The sequence below is a fragment of the Micromonospora sp. M61 genome, assembly GCF_018070245.1.
Classification (GTDB): Bacteria; Actinomycetota; Actinomycetes; order Mycobacteriales; family Micromonosporaceae; genus Micromonospora; species Micromonospora zamorensis.
Genome location: NZ_JAGPYA010000037.1, coordinates 1 through 19,630, shown reverse-complemented (window position 1 = coordinate 19,630; position 19,630 = coordinate 1). Strand labels below are relative to the sequence as shown.

At 69.6% G+C, this 19,630-nt stretch carries 19 protein-coding genes; 4 read left to right on the top strand and 15 right to left on the bottom strand.

Features of this window, described 5'->3' with window-relative positions; translation table 11 throughout:
* Positions 1–17: 17 nt before the first annotated feature.
* From KBX34_RS21030 to KBX34_RS20980, 11 genes are all read right to left on the bottom strand, one after another.
* Positions 18–1,022, bottom strand: coding sequence for a multicopper oxidase domain-containing protein (locus tag KBX34_RS21030; protein ID WP_088947765.1), 1,005 nt, complete (start codon positions 1,020–1,022; stop codon positions 18–20).
* Positions 1,023–1,318: 296 nt separating this feature from the next.
* Positions 1,319–2,158, bottom strand: a complete 840-nt coding sequence (locus KBX34_RS21025; protein ID WP_210926438.1) for an amino acid ABC transporter ATP-binding protein — start codon at positions 2,156–2,158, stop codon at positions 1,319–1,321.
* Positions 2,159–2,162: 4 nt separating this feature from the next.
* Positions 2,163–2,957 carry an amino acid ABC transporter permease gene (locus KBX34_RS21020; RefSeq protein WP_088947763.1) on the bottom strand — a complete coding sequence of 265 codons (795 nt, stop codon included), beginning with the start codon at positions 2,955–2,957 and terminating at the stop codon, positions 2,163–2,165.
* Between the two features lie 76 nt (positions 2,958–3,033).
* Positions 3,034–3,852, bottom strand: a complete 819-nt coding sequence (locus KBX34_RS21015; RefSeq protein WP_088947762.1) for a basic amino acid ABC transporter substrate-binding protein — start codon at positions 3,850–3,852, stop codon at positions 3,034–3,036.
* A gap of 174 nt (positions 3,853–4,026) precedes the next feature.
* Positions 4,027–4,698, bottom strand: a complete 672-nt coding sequence (locus tag KBX34_RS21010; RefSeq protein ID WP_210926436.1) for a hypothetical protein — start codon at positions 4,696–4,698, stop codon at positions 4,027–4,029.
* A 107-nt stretch (positions 4,699–4,805) separates the two neighbouring features.
* Positions 4,806–5,684 (bottom strand): sulfite exporter TauE/SafE family protein, encoded by an 879-nt coding sequence (locus KBX34_RS21005; protein ID WP_210926435.1) that lies wholly within the window; start codon positions 5,682–5,684, stop codon positions 4,806–4,808.
* Positions 5,681–6,280 (bottom strand): rhodanese-like domain-containing protein, encoded by a 600-nt coding sequence (locus KBX34_RS21000; protein WP_210792796.1) that lies wholly within the window; start codon positions 6,278–6,280, stop codon positions 5,681–5,683. The genes KBX34_RS21005 and KBX34_RS21000 overlap by 4 nt, the downstream gene beginning before the upstream one ends.
* 95 nt (positions 6,281–6,375) lie before the next feature.
* Entirely contained in the window at positions 6,376–7,776 is a 1,401-nt protein-coding gene (locus KBX34_RS20995; protein ID WP_210926434.1) for a rhodanese-like domain-containing protein, read from the bottom strand.
* Positions 7,777–7,906: 130 nt separating this feature from the next.
* Positions 7,907–8,176, bottom strand: a complete 270-nt coding sequence (locus KBX34_RS20990) for a metal-sensitive transcriptional regulator (RefSeq protein WP_091406954.1) — start codon at positions 8,174–8,176, stop codon at positions 7,907–7,909.
* Between the two features lie 167 nt (positions 8,177–8,343).
* Positions 8,344–10,620: a catalase/peroxidase HPI gene (gene katG, locus KBX34_RS20985; protein ID WP_210926433.1), complete on the bottom strand. Its 2,277-nt coding sequence runs from the start codon at positions 10,618–10,620 to the stop codon at positions 8,344–8,346.
* The gene (locus KBX34_RS20980; RefSeq protein WP_269458571.1) at positions 10,617–11,072 is read right to left on the bottom strand and encodes a Fur family transcriptional regulator; all 456 of its coding nucleotides are present in this window, start codon (positions 11,070–11,072) and stop codon (positions 10,617–10,619) included. The genes katG and KBX34_RS20980 overlap by 4 nt, the downstream gene beginning before the upstream one ends.
* 199 nt (positions 11,073–11,271) lie before the next feature.
* On the opposite strand from KBX34_RS20980, the gene KBX34_RS20975 reads away from it, so the two are divergent.
* From KBX34_RS20975 to KBX34_RS20965, 3 genes are all read left to right on the top strand, one after another.
* Positions 11,272–11,679 (top strand): YciI family protein, encoded by a 408-nt coding sequence (locus tag KBX34_RS20975; protein ID WP_088947759.1) that lies wholly within the window; start codon positions 11,272–11,274, stop codon positions 11,677–11,679.
* Entirely contained in the window at positions 11,676–12,818 is a 1,143-nt protein-coding gene (locus KBX34_RS20970) for an RNA polymerase sigma factor (RefSeq protein ID WP_210926432.1), read from the top strand. Before KBX34_RS20975 ends, KBX34_RS20970 begins: the two co-directional genes overlap by 4 nt.
* Positions 12,819–13,246: 428 nt before the next feature.
* Positions 13,247–14,278 carry a glycoside hydrolase family 11 protein gene (locus tag KBX34_RS20965; RefSeq protein ID WP_088947757.1) on the top strand — a complete coding sequence of 344 codons (1,032 nt, stop codon included), beginning with the start codon at positions 13,247–13,249 and terminating at the stop codon, positions 14,276–14,278.
* Positions 14,279–14,406: 128 nt separating this feature from the next.
* Here KBX34_RS20965 and KBX34_RS20960 read toward each other — a convergent pair whose 3' ends face one another.
* Both KBX34_RS20960 and KBX34_RS20955 read right to left on the bottom strand, forming a co-directional pair.
* On the bottom strand, positions 14,407–15,786 hold the full coding sequence (locus tag KBX34_RS20960) for a serine/threonine-protein kinase (protein ID WP_247672047.1): 1,380 nt from the start codon (positions 15,784–15,786) through the stop codon (positions 14,407–14,409).
* Positions 15,787–15,979: 193 nt separating this feature from the next.
* A complete protein-coding gene (locus KBX34_RS20955) occupies positions 15,980–16,963 on the bottom strand; it encodes an NAD(P)-dependent alcohol dehydrogenase (RefSeq protein WP_210926430.1) in 984 nt (327 codons plus the stop codon).
* A gap of 113 nt (positions 16,964–17,076) precedes the next feature.
* Between KBX34_RS20955 and KBX34_RS20950 the strand changes: the two genes are divergently transcribed.
* A complete protein-coding gene (locus tag KBX34_RS20950) occupies positions 17,077–17,790 on the top strand; it encodes a TetR/AcrR family transcriptional regulator (protein WP_210926428.1) in 714 nt (237 codons plus the stop codon).
* Between the two features lie 64 nt (positions 17,791–17,854).
* On the opposite strand, the gene KBX34_RS20945 is transcribed toward KBX34_RS20950, so the two are convergent.
* Both KBX34_RS20945 and KBX34_RS20940 read right to left on the bottom strand, forming a co-directional pair.
* A complete protein-coding gene (locus KBX34_RS20945; protein WP_088947753.1) occupies positions 17,855–18,748 on the bottom strand; it encodes an SGNH/GDSL hydrolase family protein in 894 nt (297 codons plus the stop codon).
* A 132-nt stretch (positions 18,749–18,880) separates the two neighbouring features.
* Positions 18,881–19,495: a dihydrofolate reductase family protein gene (locus KBX34_RS20940; RefSeq protein WP_210926426.1), complete on the bottom strand. Its 615-nt coding sequence runs from the start codon at positions 19,493–19,495 to the stop codon at positions 18,881–18,883.
* Between the last annotated feature and the right edge of the window lie 135 nt (positions 19,496–19,630).

Here is a 19,630-nt window from a genome sequence, read left to right as displayed (position 1 = left end):
CCCGTCCCCACTTTCGGTTAACTTCCGTGCGTGTGGGTGTGGCCCTGGAACCGGTGGATCGCCTCCTCGGCGCCCGGTGGCATGCTGCCGTCGGCGTTGCGCACCAGGAAGATCCCGGCCATGCCGCCGTCGGAGTGGGTCTGCACGTGGCAGTGGTACATCCACGCCCCGGGTCCGACGCCCTCCCCGGCCAGCACCTGGAAACCGAACGAGCTGCCCGGGTTGAGGTCCTTGTTGTCGACGACCAGGCTCGGGTCGCTCGGGCCCTCCAGCATTCCGGTGCGGTTGTCCGCCCAGCGGTGGGCGTGCAGGTGGAAGGTGTGGAACAGGTTGCCGTGGCCGATGGCGATCCACTCCACCCGCTGGCCCAGGTTGGCCTCGAACATGGGCGTGGCCGGCGCCATCCGGTTGTTGATCATCATGTCGTGGAACACGACAGTGAACTGCTTCTCCGGCAGGATGTCGCCACGGCGCCGGACGATCAGCGCCCCGTAGAGTCCCTTCGCGACACCGGCGGTGCCGTGGTCGGTGCCCATCGCGTGATCGTGGTAGTGCCAGTAGCCGGCGCTGCCCGGCATGTACCGCCGACCCGCCGCGGCCACCATCTCGTGGGAGCGCCAGACGTACGTCCGTGTCTCACCGGGATTGTTGAACGAGGCGTTGAAGGGGCTGCCGTCGGACTCGGTGCTGTAGTCCACCCCGTGCGGATGGATGGACAACCGCTGGTCGGTCGTGTTGACCAGGGTGATCTCCAGGGTGTCGCCCTCGTACATCTCCAGCAGTGGTCCGGGCACGGTGGCCTGACCGGGCGCGAGGCCGTAGCCGAACAGGTTGCCGGGCAACTGCTCGGCGTAGATGGTGATCTTCTTGGTGACGCCGGCGGCGGCCCGGGCGGGGCTGCCTCCGAACGCGGTGCCGATCGTCGGGGCGGACGCGCCCAACGCCCCGGCGGCGAGCGCGCCGGTGGCGATCAGCGATCGGCGGGACAGGTGGCGGTGGGAGCCAACGGCGTGATCGTCCATGGGTCTCCGTTCCCAACCGGGCGAAGACGCGACGAGGACAGGGTGCATCGACCCGAGCACGGGGGCGGTAGCACGACTGAGGGTGAGGCTCGTCGCGAACTTTGCTCGGAAGACTCAAGACTTTCGGTGGATGACAGCAACTTATGTAATCCATCGACGAAAGTACAGGGTCTGATTGCAGGAAGATTACCTTGACATCACGACGACCGTCGATTGACATGAAGCTGACACCCGGCCGCCAGAACGACGTCGGGCCGCCACATCGCTGAGGCGGCCCGACGTACAGGATCAGTTGGTCAGAGGTTGTGGCGGTCGTCAGCCGGCAGGCCGGGGGCCTCCAGCGGCTCGGGCGACTGGTCGGTCTGACCGAGCTGGGCGACCCGGGTCGGGTCGAGGACCCGGGAGAGGAACGCACGGGTCCGCTCGTGCTTCGGGGCGCCCAGCACCTCCTGCGGTGGCCCCTGCTCGACCACCACCCCACCGTCCATGAACACCACCCGGTCGGCGACGTCGCGGGCGAAGGCCATCTCGTGGGTGACCACCATCATCGTCATGCCGTCCTCGGCCAGTTTGCGCATGACGGTGAGCACGTCGCCGACCAACTCCGGGTCCAACGCGGAGGTGGGCTCGTCGAATAGCATCACCTTCGGCTCCATCGACAGCGACCGGGCGATGGCCGCCCGCTGCTGCTGCCCACCGGAGAGCTGCGCCGGGAACACGTCGGCCTTGTCGGTCAGCCCGACGCGTTCCAGGTTGGCCCGGGCGACGCGCTCGGCCTCGGCCCGGCCGCGCTTGAGCACCCGACGCTGGGCGATGGTGAGGTTGCTCAGCACGGTCAGGTGCGGAAACAGGTTGAACGACTGGAAGACCATGCCGATGCCGCGGCGTACCGCGTCGACCTCGACATCCGGGTCGGTCATCTCGACCCCGTTCACCCAGATCCTGCCGGCCGTCGGCTCCTCCAACAGGTCGACGCAGCGCAGCAACGTCGACTTGCCGGACCCGGACGGCCCGATCACGCAGACCACCTCACCCTGGCCGACCTCGAAGTCGATGCCCTTGAGCACCTCGAGCGGCCCGAAGGACTTGTGCAGGTCGCGGATCTCGATGGCAGGGCGGGATGGAGTCGTCGTCATGCGGTCACCGGGCCTTGGCGTAGCGGAGTTCGAGGCGACGTACCACCTGGGACAGGGGCAGAGTGATGATCAGGTAGGCGAGGCCGGCCACCAGCAGCGGGGTGGCGTTCACCCGGTCGTTCAGCATGTCCCGACCGAACTTGGTGATCTCGATGGTCTGCGCCGTCACGCCCAGCACGTACGCCAGCGACGAGTCCTTGGTGAGCAGGATGAGCTCGTTCGTCAGCGGCGGGATCACGATCCGGAACGCCTGCGGGATGACGATCGTGCGCATGGCCGTGAAGTGCGACATGCCGAGAGTGCGCGCCGCCTCCATCTGCCCCTTGGGGACGGCCTGGATGCCGGCGCGGATGGTCTCGGCCATGTAGGCCGCCGCGGTCAACCCGAGGCCGATCGCGATCGAACCGAACACCCCACCCGGGATCTCCCGCTCCGGGAAGGCGATCGGGATGCCGTACCCGACGAGGAACAGCACCAGCAGGGCGGGCAGACCCCGGAACAGCTCGATGTACGCCGTCGCCACCCAGCGGTACGGCGCGACCCGGGACAGCCGCATCAACGCCAGGATGGTCCCGAACACGAGACCGAAGGCGAACGCGCCCAGCGTGTAGAGGATGGTGTTGCGCAGCGCCACGGTGATGATCGTCGGGAACATCGACTTGATGATGTCGACGCGGAAGAACGCGTCGGCCAGCCTGTCCCAGTCGGCGGCGAAGAGCACCGCGGCGATGACGGCGATGAAGACCAGGTACTGGAGCCCGAGGGACAACCGCTCCCGCTGGCGGCGTCGCAGCTTCACGTTCGCTCGTTGCCTTCCCGGAGATTACCGACACGGAGGGCGCGCGGGACGCACGCCCTCCGGTACCACGCGATGATCAGGCGCTCGGCCGCTTGCCGATCCACTTCTCGTAGATCGTGTCGTACGTGCCGTCCTGCTTGGCCTTGGCCAGCACCTCGTTGATCTTCTTGAGCAGCTCCGGGTTGGCGTCCTTCTTCACGGGGAAGCCGTACTGCTCGCCGGTGTCGAACTCGGCGGAGACCTCGAACCCGCCCGGGTTCTTCTTGAGGTACTCGCTCCAGACCGGCAGGTCGTTGATGGCGGCCTCGACCTGGCCGTTGGCGACGGCCTGCTGCAGGGCGGCGAGGTCCTCGAACTCGACGAGCTGAAGGCCCTTCTCCGCCTCGAACTTCTTGGCGTAGTCACGACCCGTGGTGGCCGCCTGGACACCGAACTTCTTGCCCTTGAGGTCGTCGAGCGACTTGTACGGCTTACCGGTCTTCACCAGCAGCGCCTGCGTGGCGTCGAAGTACGGGTCGGAGAAGTTCATCACCTTCTGCCGTTCCTCGGTGATCGTCATGCCGGCGGCGGCCGCATCGCACTTGCCGGTGTTCAGGTCCTGGCCGGACTTGATCCCCTCGAACGGGGTGTCGATGATCGTCTGCTCGACACCCAGCTCCTTGGCCACCAGGTCCATGATCTCGACGTCGAAGCCGGTGACCTTGCCGCTGGCGTCCTTCGACTGGAACGGCGGGTACGGCAGGTGGGTGCAGACGGTCAGCTTGCCCGCCTCAACCAGCTTGACCCCGCTCGCCTGGACCTCGCTGTCGTCCTTCTTGGCGCAACCCGCGCTCAGCGCGAGGGCGGCGATGGCCGCGACGAGACCGGCCCGACGGACGGCAGTTGGGAACCTCACGGCTGTGTCCCTCCGATGCGGCTTCCCTTGCACAGAAAGCCAATCTGGTTCATAGACTTTGCGATAAGCGACCGTACCCGATCCGGCCGACCACTCCCAGATCTTGAGCGGCCGTCCGGCCGCCACGGCAGCAGCGCCCGCAGTCGAACCAGACATCAAGCAGCAAAGCGCCGCTCAGCCGCCGGTCCCCTCGGGCGCCCCGTCCGGCGTGAGCGCCCCCTCGTGGGAGTCTGTGTCGAGGAACACGTGCTGATGGCCGTGCCCGGCGTCGACGCTGACCTGGTCGAGCTGGGTCGCCGCTACAGACCACATCGTCACCGCCTGGGCCGCCTGTCGCGCCGTGACGGCCAGCAGGGCCGCGCGCTGCGCCGCAGGGACGTCGGCGGCCAGCGCGTACGCGTCGACGGCCAGCGACGCCTGCTGGATCGCCGCGCGCAACCCTCCACGCGCCACGTTGGTGGCGGTGGTGCCCGACGGTGGGTCAGCGAACGGCTCGGCTGCCTGGCGCATGATCTCCTGCCATTGGCGCGCCTGGCCCGGATCCGGCGCACGCGACGTCTCCGTCTTGATGGCGGCCAGGACGGGGGCGATCTGGTCGCGGACGCGTCGGGCCGTCCCGGTCAGCTCCAGGATCTGTTGAGCGTCCCGCTTCGCCTCGGCCTGCTGGATGGTCGCGATGGCCGCCTCGGTGGCGTCCGGGCGACCCACCTGGTAGCCGACCAGCCCACCCAACAGGGCGGTGACCAGCGCGACCGCCCCCGCGACCGCCACGAAGCGTGTCGCGCGGCGATGGCGCACATCGGCTTTGTCCGACAGGTAGGAAGGCCGGCCGGTGCGACGCGCCATCGCATCTCCTCACATCGATGGAGTGTGGGGCAACAGATTAGTCGCCTTTCCGGACGCCCGTCGATGGTGCCGGCCGGCCGGCTCGCTCTGGTCGAGCCTGCGAGACCTCAGCGGTTGGCCGGCTCGCTCTGCGTCCGCACCTTCCTCCGGCCCGTCAGCACGGTCAGCGCGACGGAGATGGCCGCCGCGACGCCGACGCCGGTCCACAGCAGCGGGTTTGTCCGCAGCTCCGTGGGCAGTTGCTGGACGAGAACGAGGACGCCCATCACCACGACGAACCAGCCGAACGACTTGCGCAGGACGTCGGCCGGGATCCGACCGGCGAGCCGCCCTCCCGCAACGCTGCCGACGATGGCGGCGGCGGTGACCGCTGCCGCGAGGCCCCAGTCAATGCTCACGCTGGACAGGTAGCCGGCCAGCCCGGCGAACGACTTCATCGCGATGACCACCAGCGAGGTTCCGACCGCGACGGGCATCGGCAGCCCACCGAGCAGCGCCAGGGCGGGCATCACCAGGAAACCGCCGCCGGCGCCGACCAGGCCGGTCACCAGTCCGACCACCAGACCGTCGAGGATCACCCGCAGGATCGGCAGCTCGTGCGGCACCGCCCTGCCCTCGGCGTCGCGCCGGCCGCGGATCATCGTGACCGCGGTGGCCAGCATCATCACGGCGAACCCGGTGAGCAGGAACCCAGCCGGGACGAACCCGGCCAGGCGTCCGCCGATGTAGGCACCGATCATGCCGGCGAAGCCGAAGAGGAGGCCGGTACGCCAGCGCACCCGATGGGCACGAGCGTGCGGAAGGACGCCCACCATGCTGGTGGCGCCGACAACGAGTAGCGAGGTCGCGATGGCTTCTTTCGCGGGCAGGTCGGCGACGTAGACCAGCAGCGGCACGGCGAGGATCGATCCGCCGCCGCCGAGGAGCCCGAGGCTGACGCCGATCAGCACGGCCAGTCCGATGGTCAGTGCCAGGACTGGTGTCATCCTCGGCCACTGGTGCTGTCGCGCAACTGGCCGACGATGGTGTCCACGTCACAGTTGGCACCCCGGTTGTACGGCAGTTTGCCGAGCATCATGCCCATGGCGCAGGTGTTGCTGACGGCGGCAAAGGTGAGGCCGGCGCCGATGAATCCGGCCACCCACTTCAGCTGCGGCACGAACACCGAGCCGAGGACGCTGACCAGCACGATCGCCCCGGCGACAAGGCGGACCTGGCGTTCGAGGTCCCAACGGGGGGCACCCTGGCTGATCGGCGCGTTGACCGCCTGCCAGGCCATGATGCCGCCGTCGAGGACCTTGAGGTTCGGAAGACCCACCCCGGCCAGGGTCTGCTCGGCCTGAGTGGCGCGGGCACCGGTGCGACACACCAACACGACATCCTCGTCCAGGTGGTTGCGCAGCTCCTGGCGGTGCTCCCTGAGCAGGTCGAGTGGCACGTTGTAGGAGCCGGGGATATGCGACGTCTCGAACTCCGCCGGGGTACGCACGTCCAGCAGGCGCGGCCCGTGGCCGGAGTCGATCAGCTCCCGCAGCCCGCTGGCATCGACGGTGGCGGGGCGGGCGGTCTCGGAAGGTTTCATTTCTCCTCTTTCAGGGGCAAACTGCTACGCGACAGGGCAGGGGGTGCCCGGCCGACGCTGGGCGGCGGCGCCAGCCGGTGGTCCGTGCTGTTCGGTCAGGCGTCAGTGGCCATCTGCACGCCCGCGCTCTCGGCCCGGTCGAACTTGTCGTCGATGACGACCACCTCGCGGCCGGCGTTGGCCAGTAGCGACGCCGCCGCCGTGGCACGGTAGCCGGAGCCGCAGTGCACCCAGACAACGCCGGTCGGCACGTCGGCCAGCCGCCTGGGCAGCTCAGGCAGTGGGATGTGCAGGGCGCCGTCGATGTGGCTGGTCCGCCACTCGTTTGTCATTCGCACGTCGAGGACCACGTCCGCGGCAGGGAGGCCGGCAGGGACATGCCCGGCGCGGGCCGCCGCGAGGGTCACGAAGTCGGCCATCCGCAGCTCCCGCAGCTGACCGGGCTCGGCTGCCCAGCGCTCCACCTCGCCGGTGACCTGCGCGGCCGGGCGGTCGATGCCGATCCGGACCAGCTCGCGCTGGGCATCGGCGACCTGGCCCGGGGTCTCGGCGAGCAGGGTGATCGGCACTCCCCAGTCGATCAGCCAACCGAGCCAGGTGGACATCGGGCCGTCCAGGCCGAGGCTGACCGTGCCGGCCAGGTGCGAGGTGGCGTACGCCTTGCGGTGCCTGAGGTCCACCACCCACTGCCCGTCGGCCATCCGCTCGCGCAGTTCGGCAGCATCGGCGAGGCTCACCGGGGTGAGGTCGACCGGGGCCGGTCCCGCGAGGTTCTCCACGCCCATGTGTGCGTAGTACGCCGGGTAGGCGTCGAGGCCGGCGAGGGTCTCCGTGACGAAGTCCTCCGCGGCCAGCCGGAGAACCTGGTTCTTCTCCTTCTCCCGGCCGATCGTCGACTCCGCGGCGTCCGACTGACTGGCCGAGCAGAAGCTGCCGAAGCCGTGCGTCGGCCATACCTCGGCCCCGTCGGGCAGCAGATCCGCCAGCCGCTTCGCCGAGGCGTGCTGCTGGTGGGCCAACTCGTGGGCATGCTGCTTGCCCAGGAGGTCCGTCCGACCCGTCGTGCCGAACAGCAGTGAACCACCGGTGAAGACACCGGCCGACCGCCAACTGCCGCCTACGGCCTCATCGAGGACGTATGACAGGTGGTGGAAGGTGTGACCCGGCGTGGCGATCACCCGCAGCCGTAGCGAGTCGGAGACAGCCACCTGGTCGCCGTCGGTGACGGGCGTCCGCTCGAAGCCGACCTCGTCAGCCGCGGCCACCAGGTAGTGGGCGCCGGTGATTCGTGCGAGCTCCAGCCCGCCGGAGACGTAGTCGTTGTGGATGTGCGTTTCCACGACATGGGTGATGCGGACCCCCAACGCTCCCGCGAGGTACATCACGCGGTCGATGTCGCGCTGGGGGTCGACCACGATCGCCACCCGCCCGTCTGAGGCGAGGTAGCTGCGGTCACCGAGGGACGACGTCGCGACGACGGAAACCTCAACTGCCATGTCCACTCCTTAAAGTTCAACAAACTCTGCATACCCCCGGGGGTATGCAGATGACACACTGCTGCCGTGTTCTTCATGTGCACGCCGTCACCCACAGTGCGGCCAGCGCCGTGGGTGACGTCGTGCCGCGTCAGGCGAGAGCCAGGAAAAGCTTCTCCAGCTCCTCCTCGGTCATCTCCGGCTCCTCGCCACGTTCGCGCGCAGCCCCGCAGTGCCGCATCCCCGAAGCAATGATCTTGAAACCCGCTCGGTCTATCGCCTTGGACACCGCAGCGAGCTGGGTCAGGGCCTCACGACAGTCCTGACCGCTCTCCATCATCTCGATAACCGCGTTGAGCTGCCCACGGGCCCGCTTGAGCCTGGTCAGCGCATCCGACGTCATCTCCGGTCGAAGTTTCACCGCCACCTCCTGCGTTCGACTATACCCCCGGGGGTATGCGATCCGCCAAGGTCACCCAGAATACGGGCGATCGGCGCGGTACGGCATACCTGCTCAGGGGCGTGCAATGGCCGACGAGCCCCGGCCAATCACTGATGGATTGACCGGGGCTCGTCGGTGTCAGGCGGTCAGGCGATGTCGAAGCGGTCGAGCTCCATGACCTTGGTCCAGGCTGCCACGAAGTCGGCCACGAACTTGTCGCGGGCGTCCTGGCTGGCGTAGACCTCGGCGAGGGCCCGCAGCTGCGAGTTGGAACCGAAGATGAGGTCGACCGCGGTGGCGGTCCACTTCACCTCGTCGGTGGCCAGATCGCGGATCTCGTACACGTGCTCCTCGGACTTCGACGCGCTCCACCGGGTGCCCGGGGACAGCAGGTTGGCGAAGAAGTCGTTGGTGAGCACGCCCGGCTGGTCGGTGAGGACACCGTGCTGGGCACCAGCGGTGTTGGCGCCGAGGGAACGCAGGCCGCCGACCAGGACGGTCATCTCGGGCGCGGTCAGGTTGAGCATGTAGGCGCGGTCGATGAGCAGCACCTCCGGCTGGGTCTTCTCGCCGGGACGCAGGTAGTTGCGGAAACCGTCGGCGCGCGGCTCGAGGACCCGGAACGACTCGACGTCGGTCTGCTCCTGCGTGGCGTCGGTGCGGCCCGGCCGGAACGGCACTGTCACCTCGACGCCGGCGTCACGCGCCGCCTTCTCGACGGCTGCCGAACCGGCCAGCACGATCAGGTCGGCGAGCGAGATCTTCGCGCCGCCGGCCTCGTTGAACTCCCGCTGGATGCCCTCCAGAGTGGTCAGGACCGTCGCGAGCTGCTCCGGCTGGTTGACCTCCCAGTTGCGCTGCGGCTCAAGACGGATCCGTGCGCCGTTGGCGCCACCACGCTTGTCGGTGTAGCGGAAGCTCGCGGCGGACGCCCAGGCGGTGGAGACCAACTGGGCGGTCGTCAGACCGGACTCCAGGACCTTCGCCTTGAGCGCGGCGATGTCGGCGTCACCCACGAGCTCGTGGTCGACGGCCGGCACCGGGTCCTGCCACAGCTGCGGCTCGGCCACCCACGGCCCGAGGAAACGCTCGATCGGACCCATGTCGCGGTGCAGCAGCTTGTACCACGCCTTGGCGAAGGCCAGCGCGAACTGGTCGGGGTTCTCCAGGAAGCGGCGCGAGATCTTCTCGTACGCCGGGTCGACACGCAGCGACAGGTCGGTCGTGAGCATCGTCGGCTTGTGCTTCTTCGACGGGTCGTGGGCGTCCGGGATGATCGCCTCGGCGTCCTTGGCGACCCACTGCTTCGCGCCGCCCGGGCTCGTGGTGAGCTCCCACTCGTAGCCGAACAGGATCTCGAAGAAGCGGTTGCTCCACTGCGTCGGCACGTCGGTCCACGTCACCTCGAGCCCGCTGGTGATCGTGTCACCGCCCTTGCCGCTGCCGTGGGTGCTCAGCCAGCCCAGGCCCTGCGCCTCCAGCGGGGCACCCTCGGGCTCCGGACCCACGTGGTTGTCGGCGACGCCGGCACCGTGGGTCTTGCCGAAGGTGTGGCCACCGGCGATGAGGGCGACGGTCTCCTCGTCGTTCATCGCCATCCGGGCGAAGGTCTCGCGGATGAAGTGCGCCGCCGCGAGCGGGTCGGCGTTGCCGCGAGGCCCCTCCGGGTTGACGTAGATGAGACCCATCTCGGTCGCCCCGACGCCAGCCGCCATCTCCTTCTCGGAGGCGTAGCGCTCGTCGCCGAGCCAGGTGTCCTCCGGGCCCCAGAAGATCTCCTCGGGCTCCCACACGTCCTCGCGACCGAAGCCGAAGCCGAAAGTCTTGAAGCCCATCGACTCCAGGGAGACGTTACCGGCGAGCACGATCAGGTCGGCCCAGGAGATCTTCTGGCCGTACTTCTGCTTGACCGGCCAGAGCAGCCGGCGGGCCTTGTCGAGGTTGGCGTTGTCCGGCCAGCTGTTCAGCGGAGCGAAACGCTGACCGCCGTCGCCGGCTCCACCGCGACCGTCCTCGATGCGGTACGTGCCGGCGGAGTGCCAGCTCATCCGGATCATCAGGCCGCCGTAGTGGCCGAAGTCGGCCGGCCACCAGTCCTGCGAGGTGGTGAGGGCCTCGGTGATGTCGCGCTTGAGGGCCTCGACGTCGAGCTTGGCGAACTCCTTGGCGTAGCTGAAGTTCTCGCCCAACGGGTTGCCCTTGGACGAGTGGGCGTGCAACACCGAGAGGTCGAGCTGGTTGGGCCACCAGTCCCGGTTGTTGCGCGGACGACCGCCGGTCTTCGGGGTCGGCGAGTCGATCGCCGGGTTCTCGCTCTCGCTGCCGTGCGCGGTCACCGAGTCGTGCGCGACCGGGCAGCCGGCCGCTGCCTTCTGGTCCACGCCCTGCGCACTGGTGGGGCCGTTGTCCTGGGTGTCGCTCATGTAATTCCTTCCGAGCTTGCGGATCTCTGGGGCGTGCGTTCGGTCGCGCAGTCGGGACAGGTGCCCCAGTAGACGACCTCCGCCTCGTCGACCACGAAACCATGGTCGTCGGAGGCGGTGAGACAGGGAGCGTGGCCGACGGCGCAGTCGACGTCGGCGATGGCGCCGCAGGAGCGGCACACGATGTGGTGGTGGTTGTCCGCGACCCGGGACTCATAGCGGGCGGTCGCCCCGGCCGGCTGGATGCGCCGCACCAGACCAGCGTCGGTGAGCACCCGCAGCACGTCGTACACCGCCTGGTGGGACACCGTGGGATGATCCGCCCGGACCAGCGCGATCACGGCGTCGGTGCCGACGTGCGGGTGGTCGCGCAGCGCCGCGAGCACCGCCAGTCGAGGCCGGGTCACCCGCAGCGAGGCGGCCCGCAGTTGCGCCTCGAAGTCGGACATCACCCGACGAACACTAGCTCACTATTTTGGAACGAATCAAGTTTCACGCCGGTCCCGCACCACCGTGTCCGACCGGTTCCACCCACGCTCCTGAGCCAGAGTAAAAATAATCCGGACGGCCATGTCGAGAACCGGCGACCAGCTCCGTCCCCGGGGTGAAGGCGGCCACGAAGGGCCTCACACCCGCACCGAGGAGAAGACGATGGCGAAGTACCTGCTGCTCAAGCACTACCGCGGCGCCCCGAGCGGGGTCAACGACGTACCCATGGACCAGTGGACGCCGCAGGAGATCACGGCGCACATCGCGTACATGAACGACTTCGCGGCACGGCTCGAGCAGACCGGCGAGTTCGTCGACGGCCAGGCCCTGGCCCCCGACGGGGTGTTCGTCCGGTACGACGGTGAGGGCCGCCCGCCGGTCACCGACGGCCCGTTCGCCGAGACCAAGGACCTCATCGCCGGCTGGATGGTGATCGACGTCGACAGCTACGAGCGCGCCGTCGAGCTGGCCGGGGAGCTGTCCGCCGCCCCCGGAAAGGACGGGAAGCCGATCCACGAGTGGCTCGAACTGCGCCCGTTCCTGACCGAGCCGCCCACCATCACGGAGTGAACGAGGCACTGATCCGGAGCCTCACGCCGAGTGTGCTCGGGGTCCTCGTCCGCCGCGGAGCTGACTTCGCGGCGGCCGAGGACGCCGTACAGGACGCGCTGGTCGAGGCGTTCCGCGTCTGGTCGACCGACCCGCCACGGGACCCGAAGGGCTGGCTCGTCACCGTGGCCTGGCGCCGGTTCCTCGACGCGACCCGGGCGGACGCGGCCCGCCGTCGACGTGAGGACCTCGTCGACGAGGAACCCCCGCCCGGCCCCACCCCGGCGGTGGACGACACGCTCCAGCTCTACTTCCTGTGCGCCCACCCGTCGCTGACGCCGTCGTCAGCGGTCGCGCTCACGCTGCGCGCCGTCGGCGGGCTGACCACCCGCCAGATCGCCCAGGCCTACCTGGTGCCCGAGGCGACCATGGCGCAGCGCATCAGCCGGGCCAAGCGCACCGTCTCCGGAGTGCGGTTCGACCAGCCCGGTGACGTCGCCACCGTGCTGCGCGTCCTCTATCTGGTCTTCAACGAGGGCTACTTCGGCGACGTCGACCTCGCCGCCGAAGCCATCCGGCTCACCCGGCAGCTCGCGGCCGCGATCGACCACCCCGAGGTGGCGGGGCTGCTCGCCCTCATGCTGCTGCACCACGCTAGGCGCGCCGCCCGGAGGGCGGCCGACGGCAGCCTGGTGCCGCTGGCCGAGCAGGACCGCGGCCGATGGGACACCGCGTTGATCGCCGAGGGCGTCGGAATCCTCCAGGCGGCCCTCGCCCGGGACCGACTGGGCGAGTTCCAGGCCCAGGCCGCCATCGCGGCGCTGCACGCCGACGCGCCCACCGCCGGGGAGACCGACTGGGTGCAGATCGTCGAGTGGTACGACGAACTCGCGCTGCTGACCGACAGCCCGATCGTCCTGCTCAACCGCGCGGTCGCCGTCGGCGAGGCCGACGGCCCGCGCGCCGGCCTCGCGGCGCTCGCGGCACTGGACGACGCACTGCCCCGCTACACAGCGGTCGCGGCCTACCTGCACGAGCGCGACGGCAACGCGGCGACGGCGGCGCGGCTGTACGCCGAGGCGGCCCGCAACGCCGCCAACCTGGCCGAGCGCGACCACCTGACCCGCCAGGCCGCGCGGCTCAACGCCCTCCGGAGCTGACCGGGCTCCTGCCTGCCTCGCACCCTTTGACCGCCGGGTGATTGCGGTCCGGAAAGTCTCCGGAAGTTCTCGGCAGGTTCTTCTCACGTCCTCGTCGGCCGCCACAGCTCCCCGGGAGAGCGTCTCGGCCCTGATCGACTACTGACCTGGATAGATACCGCTCCCACGGCAGGCGGCCGGTCGCCGCGACGTTGCCAGCGTGTTTCCGGAAATTGTTGACAAGTCGACGGCCGGGTTAATACGGTCGCCATCGACGGCGCTCAATTGCCGTCAGCACCAGTCACCGCGACCCACTCCTCCGGTCGTCGCGCAGGACGACCGGCCACCACCACGCGGTACGACGCCGATGGCCGTCCCGGGCCACCGACAGCCTGCGGGCCGTATCGCACCGCTGGCCCCCGCCAGCCGCCACAAGGAGGAACACGTTAATGATCGACACCGGCGAGATCCCCACCAGACCCCGGAGGCGTGGCCGCATGCGGCTGCTCCTCGGCGCCGCCTGCGCCGCCGTCCTGGCCGTCACCGGCACGATGACCGCCACCAACGCGTACGCGGAGGCCGACCGGACCCTCACCTCGAACCTCACCGGCACGCACAACGGCTACTTCTTCTCGTTCTGGAAGGACAGCGGCAACGCCAGCATGACGCTGCGCGCCGACGGCCGTTACACCAGCAGTTGGGACAGGAGCACCAACAACTGGGTCGGCGGCAAGGGTTGGGCCACCGGCAACCGACGCACGGTCACCTACTCGGGCAGTTACAACCCGGGCAACAACAACACCTACCTCGCCCTGTACGGATGGACGCGCAACCCGCTCATCGAGTACTACGTGGTGGAGAACTTCGGCAGCTACAACCCGAGCAGCGGCGCCACCCGGATGGGCACGGTCACCACTGACGGCGGCACCTACGACATCCTGCGCAGCCAGCGGGTCAACGCCCCGTCGATCGACGGCAATCAGACGTTCTACCAGTTCTGGAGCGTCCGCCAGCAGAAGCGATCGAGTGGCACCATCACCACCGCCAACCACTTCGACGCCTGGGCCCGTGCCGGCTTGAACCTCGGCACCAACCACAGCTACCAGATCATGGCCACCGAGGGCTACCAGAGCAGCGGCAGCTCCGACATCACCGTTCGGGAAGGCGGCGGCAGCAACCCGGACCCGACCACCACCACCAGCCCCCCGCCCGGCAACGGCAACTGCAACGCGACGCTCTCCGCCGGCCAGCAGTGGGGCGACCGGTTCAACCTCAACGTCGCGGTCAGCGGCACCAACAACTGGGTCGTCAGCCTCGGCCTCGGCGGCGGCCAGAGCGTGCAGAACAGCTGGAACGCCTCCGTCAGCGGCACGAGCGGCACGGTAACCGCGAGACCGAACGGCAACGGCAACAACTTCGGGATCACGATCATGGCCAACGGCAACTGGAACTGGCCGACGGTCACCTGCCGCACGGGGTGACCTGATCAGCTCCTGACAATCACACTCTGGCGTGGCGGCCCCGGCCGCCACGCCAGAGCCGTGCCACGGGTACGTCCCCACCTCGCCTCGGCGTTCCCGGCGCAGGCCGGCCAGCGCTTCCGCACGCCCTACACCTGCGGTTGCGCGGTCTGCCCCGCCGCCGACTCATCCCCCGCCGCCGACTCCTCGGTCGACGGCTCGTCGGTCTCATCCGAAACTGGTTCGTCCGTCGGTTCCTCCGTCGTCTCACCCGTCGGGGCTCCCGTCGGTTCAGCCGGGGCACTCTCGGACGTGGTGGGCTCGGGCGTATCCACAGTGCCCCCACCAGGCGTCGCCGACGGGCTCGCCGCGGCCCCGCCCGCTGAGCCGGTGGCCGTCGGGGTCGGAGATCCGGGTGCCCGCACCGGCAGACCCGCGGAATCGCGGGTGGCCGGTTCGCCGCCGCCGGCACCGGGGCCGGGCTCCCCCTGCGGCGGCACCGTTGGCGACACCGCGGGCGGCACCGCGGGAGGCGTCGACGGCCGCCCGGTCGGGCCCGTCATCATCCCGGTGGGATCGGCGAACACCAGGACGGCAGCCGCGGCGGCCAGCGATCCGAGGAGTACCGCGAGCCCGGTGGTCCCAGGGCTGCCCGCCCGACGCGCCCGCCGCTCCGCGCCGCCGAGGGCTGAGCGCCGGGCAACCCGCTGCTCGGCGGGCACCGCGATCGAGGTCGCCGCGGTGGCGGTCCGCAGCAACTCATCTGACGGGTCGGTGACCGCCTGCGCCGCCGTGGACATGGCCGCCGCCGTCGGAAAGCGGTGGGCGGGCTCCTTGGCCATCGCGGTGGCGACCAGCCGCCGGACCGCGTCCGGAACGTCCTCGGGCAGCGGAGACGGTTCCTCTCCGAGGTGCCGCAGCGCCACCGCGAGGGCGGTCTCGCCCTGGTGCGGCGGCCGGCCGGCGAGGCAGTGGTAGACGACGGCGCCCAGCGCGTAGATGTCGATCGCCGGGGAGGTCTCGTTCTTCGCGATCTGCTCCGGGGCCATGTACAGCGCGGTGCCGACGACCTGGTTCGTAGCGGTCAGGCTCACCGCCTCCTGCGTCACCGCGACGCCGAAATCGACGAGGACGACGTGCCCGTCCGGCTCGATGATCAGGTTGCTGGGCTTGACGTCCCGGTGGACGACCCCGGCGTCGTGCGCCGCCTGGAGGGCACGGGCGGTCTGCGCGGCGATCGACATCGCCTCGGCCACATCCAGCCGGCCGACCTCGGCGATCCGCTGCGACAGGGGCTGCCCCTGCACGCATTCCATCACGATGTAGGCGAGGACCGGCGCTCCGGCATTCGACACCTCGCCGTAGTCGTAGACCTGGGCGACGCCCGGGTGACGCAGGGCCGCCATCGCCCGGGCCTCGCGGCGGAATCGCTCGCCGAAGCCGGCGTCGGTGACCAGCCGAGGTTGCAGCATCTTGATCGCCACACAGCGGTCGAGGGTTTCGTCGACGGCTCGCCACACGTCACCCATACCGCCACTGGCGATGCTTTCGACCAGACGGTAACGGTCTCCGACGACTTGCCCCACACTCGGCATGAAGCTTTCGGTACCCCGGACTTCCCGATCTCAAGCACCACCCGGTCGGTCGACAGTCCTCGTGGGTGCGCGCGACCGGCCGCTTCCTGACCGCCCCCACCGTCGACACCGATGGCGAAACAGCACGTCAGACGGTGATGACGACCTTGGCCCGCGCGTGTTCGGTCTCCAGGTAACGCATGGCCTGGGGCACCTCGCGCAGCGGATAGGTCCGGTCGATGACCGGGGTGAGGCGGCCGGTTTCGACGTGGGCGCGGAGCGCGTCGAGGTGCTGCCGACCGGGCACCGCCGCGAGGACGACGATGCGCTGTCGGACGAAGGGTGCCAGCAGCCGCCCACGCGCGATGAGCCCGACCGGGCCGATGAGGCTGCCGCCCCGGTACACACCGCCGCCGGAGAGCACCAGCGTCCCGGTCGGGGTCAGGACCCGTCGGAGCGCCGCGAGGGCACGGTTGCCGACCAGGTCGAACACGACGTCGTAGCGGCGGGTGTCGCGGGCGAAGTCATCACGGGTGTAGTCGACGACGTTCTCGGCGCCGAGCGACCGGACCAGATCGACGTTGCGGGTGCTGCACACGGCGGTCACGCTCGCGCCGAGCACCGTGGCCAGTTGGACCGCCAGCGTGCCGACGCCGCCGGAGGCGCCGTTGATGAGAACGCGGTGGCCTGGCTCGACCCGCCCGGCGCTGGTCAGACCCATGAGCGCGGTGATGCCGGCCAGCGGCAGGGCCGCCGCCTGCTGCGGCGTCAGGTTCGCCGGCGCCGTCGCGACCAGGGTCTCGGACACGCACACGTACTCGGCGAACGCGCCGTTGGCGTCACCGAGGTCGCCGAAGACGGCATCACCCGGGCGGACCTGCCGAACGCTGGCGCCGACGGCCTCGACCCGCCCGGCGAAGTCCCGGCCACGGATGCGCGCGCGGGGCCTCGACCGGCCCATCGCCAACCGGGCCATCCATGGGTCGCCTCGCATGGCATGCCAGTCGTACGCGTTGAGCGCGGCGGCCTCCACCCGCACCAACACCTCATCGGCGGCAGGCACCGGCGTCTCCACGTCCGTGAGTGTGAGCGTTTCCGGCGGACCGTATCGGTCCTGAACGATGGCCTTCATCCCTCTCCCCTCTCCCGGTGTACGCCGTACACCTTGCAGAGAACGGTAGGTATACGGCGTACACCTGTCAAGGGGATTAGGGTTCGAATGCCCGCCCGACGACGAGGAGCGAGATGGCTGAGCAGGCTGAGACGCTGCGCCGTACGCCGCTGAGCAGGGACCGGATCCTGCGCGCCGCCGTCGCGCTCGCCGACGAGGCCGGGATCGAGTCCCTCAGCATGCGCAACCTCGCCCAGGACCTGGGCGTCGTGCCGATGGCCCTCTACAAGCACGTGGCCAACAAGGACGAGTTGCTCGACGGCATGATCGACGTGGTCGTCGGTGAGATCGACCCGCCCGTGCCCGCGGCCGACTGGAAGCACGCGGTCCGCCAGCGCATTCTCTCCGCGCGGCAGGTCCTGCTGCGCCATCCCTGGGCGCCGCTGGCGATCGAGACGCGGAACATGGCGACGCCGGCCGTCCTGGCCTACCTCGACTCCATGATCGGGGCGTTCCGGGCCGGCGGATTCTCCGTCGATCTCGCGCACCACGTGATGCACGCGATGGGCAGCCGAATTCTGGGCTTCAGCCAGGAACTCTTCGACGACTCCCGGCGCGCCGGTCGGTCCGGCAGGACCGACCCTGCCCCGTCGGCGGCGGCCCTACCACCGGAGATCGCGGCCAGGTTCCCGCACGTCGCGGAGATCGCCATGGCCGCGTCGCACGACGACGGGTCCGTCCTGGGGCAGGGCTGTGACGACCAGTTCGAGTTCGAGTTCGCGCTGGACCTGCTGCTGGACGGCATCGAACGCCTGCACCAGCGCGGCTGGGCATCGCCACGTCGCTGAGACGGCAGCCGCGAACCTGCCCCGCCGTTGCCGACGGGGCAGGTTCAACCGATCGCGGGCCGGGTCAGCTGTTCAGCTTGGCGAGCACGGCCGTGGCCATGCCCTGCTCACCCCGGGCGTTCGGGTGGAACGGGGCGGCCGCGTTCTGGGGCACGAGCCCCTCGACCCACCGGGTGCCACTGCTCTTGCACGTGTCGCGGCCGATCGACGGGGTGTAGACGTCGGCGTAGGTGGCACCGTTGGCGCCCGCGGCGCTGGCCAGCATGGCGTTGAGCGACTTCTCGACGCCCCGCAGGTACGGCACGTCCTGGTAGGCGATCGGAACGACGGGCCAGCACCCGTACCCGGAGTCCGGCAGGATCGCCGGGTATCCCAGCACCACGACCCGGGCGCCCGGCGCGGCCCGGCGGACCGCCTGGAGCACCGCTGTCACCTTCGGCGTCGCGGCCACGATCCTCGCCTGCAACTGGTCGACACCTCCGGCGGTGAAACGGTTCTTGCACGGCGAGCCGAGCGGGCTGCTGAGGCTCGCCTCCGCGCAGTCGGTGATGATGCCGGAGAAGCCGATGTCGTTGCCGCCGATCTGCACCGTCACCAGCGACGTGTTCGACGTGACCGCGTTCAGTTGTGGCGGCAGTGCGATGCCCAGCGCGCCGCTGCCGCCGGAGAGGATGTCCTCCGTGGTGGCCCCGGAACAGCTCACGTCGGCAAACGACGACGAGCTGGCGGCCGTGGCCACCAGCGACGGGTAGTTGCGGTTGGACCGCAGGCAGTTCAGGTCTACCTGGGTGGGGATCAGCGGACCAGCGGCGTACGAGTCGCCCAGCGCGACGTAGCGGCCGGCGGGCACGGCCGCGCTGGCGGGTGTGGCGACGGTGAGCAGCACGCCGGCGGTGGCCAGTGCGAGTGCGGCCAGCCGGGTGGCTGACCGCAGGAGGGGCAGGCGAGGACGGTTCATGGCGTCTCCCAGACGGGATCACAGTGGGGGTGGTGCCAAGATCCTGTCGTTGCCAAGGCCGAACGTCAATATAGATGGTGCTAATTAAATGGTGGGTCAGGGTGTGGGACAGCCCGGGGCACCCTCCGCGCACTAGTTTCCGGCCGGCACCTGGTCCTTGACGTCGTCGTAGCCGGCCGCGTTCGGGGCCACGCCCGGCGCGTAGATGACGCGCAGCACTCCCGTCGGAAAGGCTTCGGACGCCACCAGACGCAGGTGGTACGCGGCATCGCCCTCGTCGAACAGCTTGCGGCCCTTGCGGGCCGCGACCGGATGCACCAGCAGACGCAGCTCGTCGACCAACCCCGCGGCGAGCAGTTGCTGCACCACCGAGATCGACCCGGGGATGAGGATGCCTCGGACACCCGCGTCGGCCTTGAGCGCGGCGACAGCATCGAGGAGATCGCCCTGGATCAGCTCCGAGTTGCGCCAGGGCAGGTCGAGCGACTGACGCGAGACGACGACCTTGCGGACGTCGCCGAGTTGTTTGGCGAACGAGGCGTCGTCGCCACCGGCGGCCTCACGGTCGGGCCACGCCCCGGCGAAACTGTCGTAGGTCTCGCGGCCGATGAGCAGCACGTCGGCGGTGTCGTAGTCCTCGCTGACGGCGCGACCCATGTTCTCGTCGAAGTACGGGAAGTGCCAGTCCGGGTCGATCTCGGCCACACCGTCGGCCGAGATGAACAACGTGGAGATGACCTTTGCCATCGCGGAGGTCCCTTCGATTCAGGTGATGTCGGCTGGATCGACCGGCGCATCATCCCAAACTCGTCGGCCACAGACCCGTACCGATGACGGATGTCGTGGCGTGGGTCGGGCGGGCTCGGCGCGAACGCCGAGCCC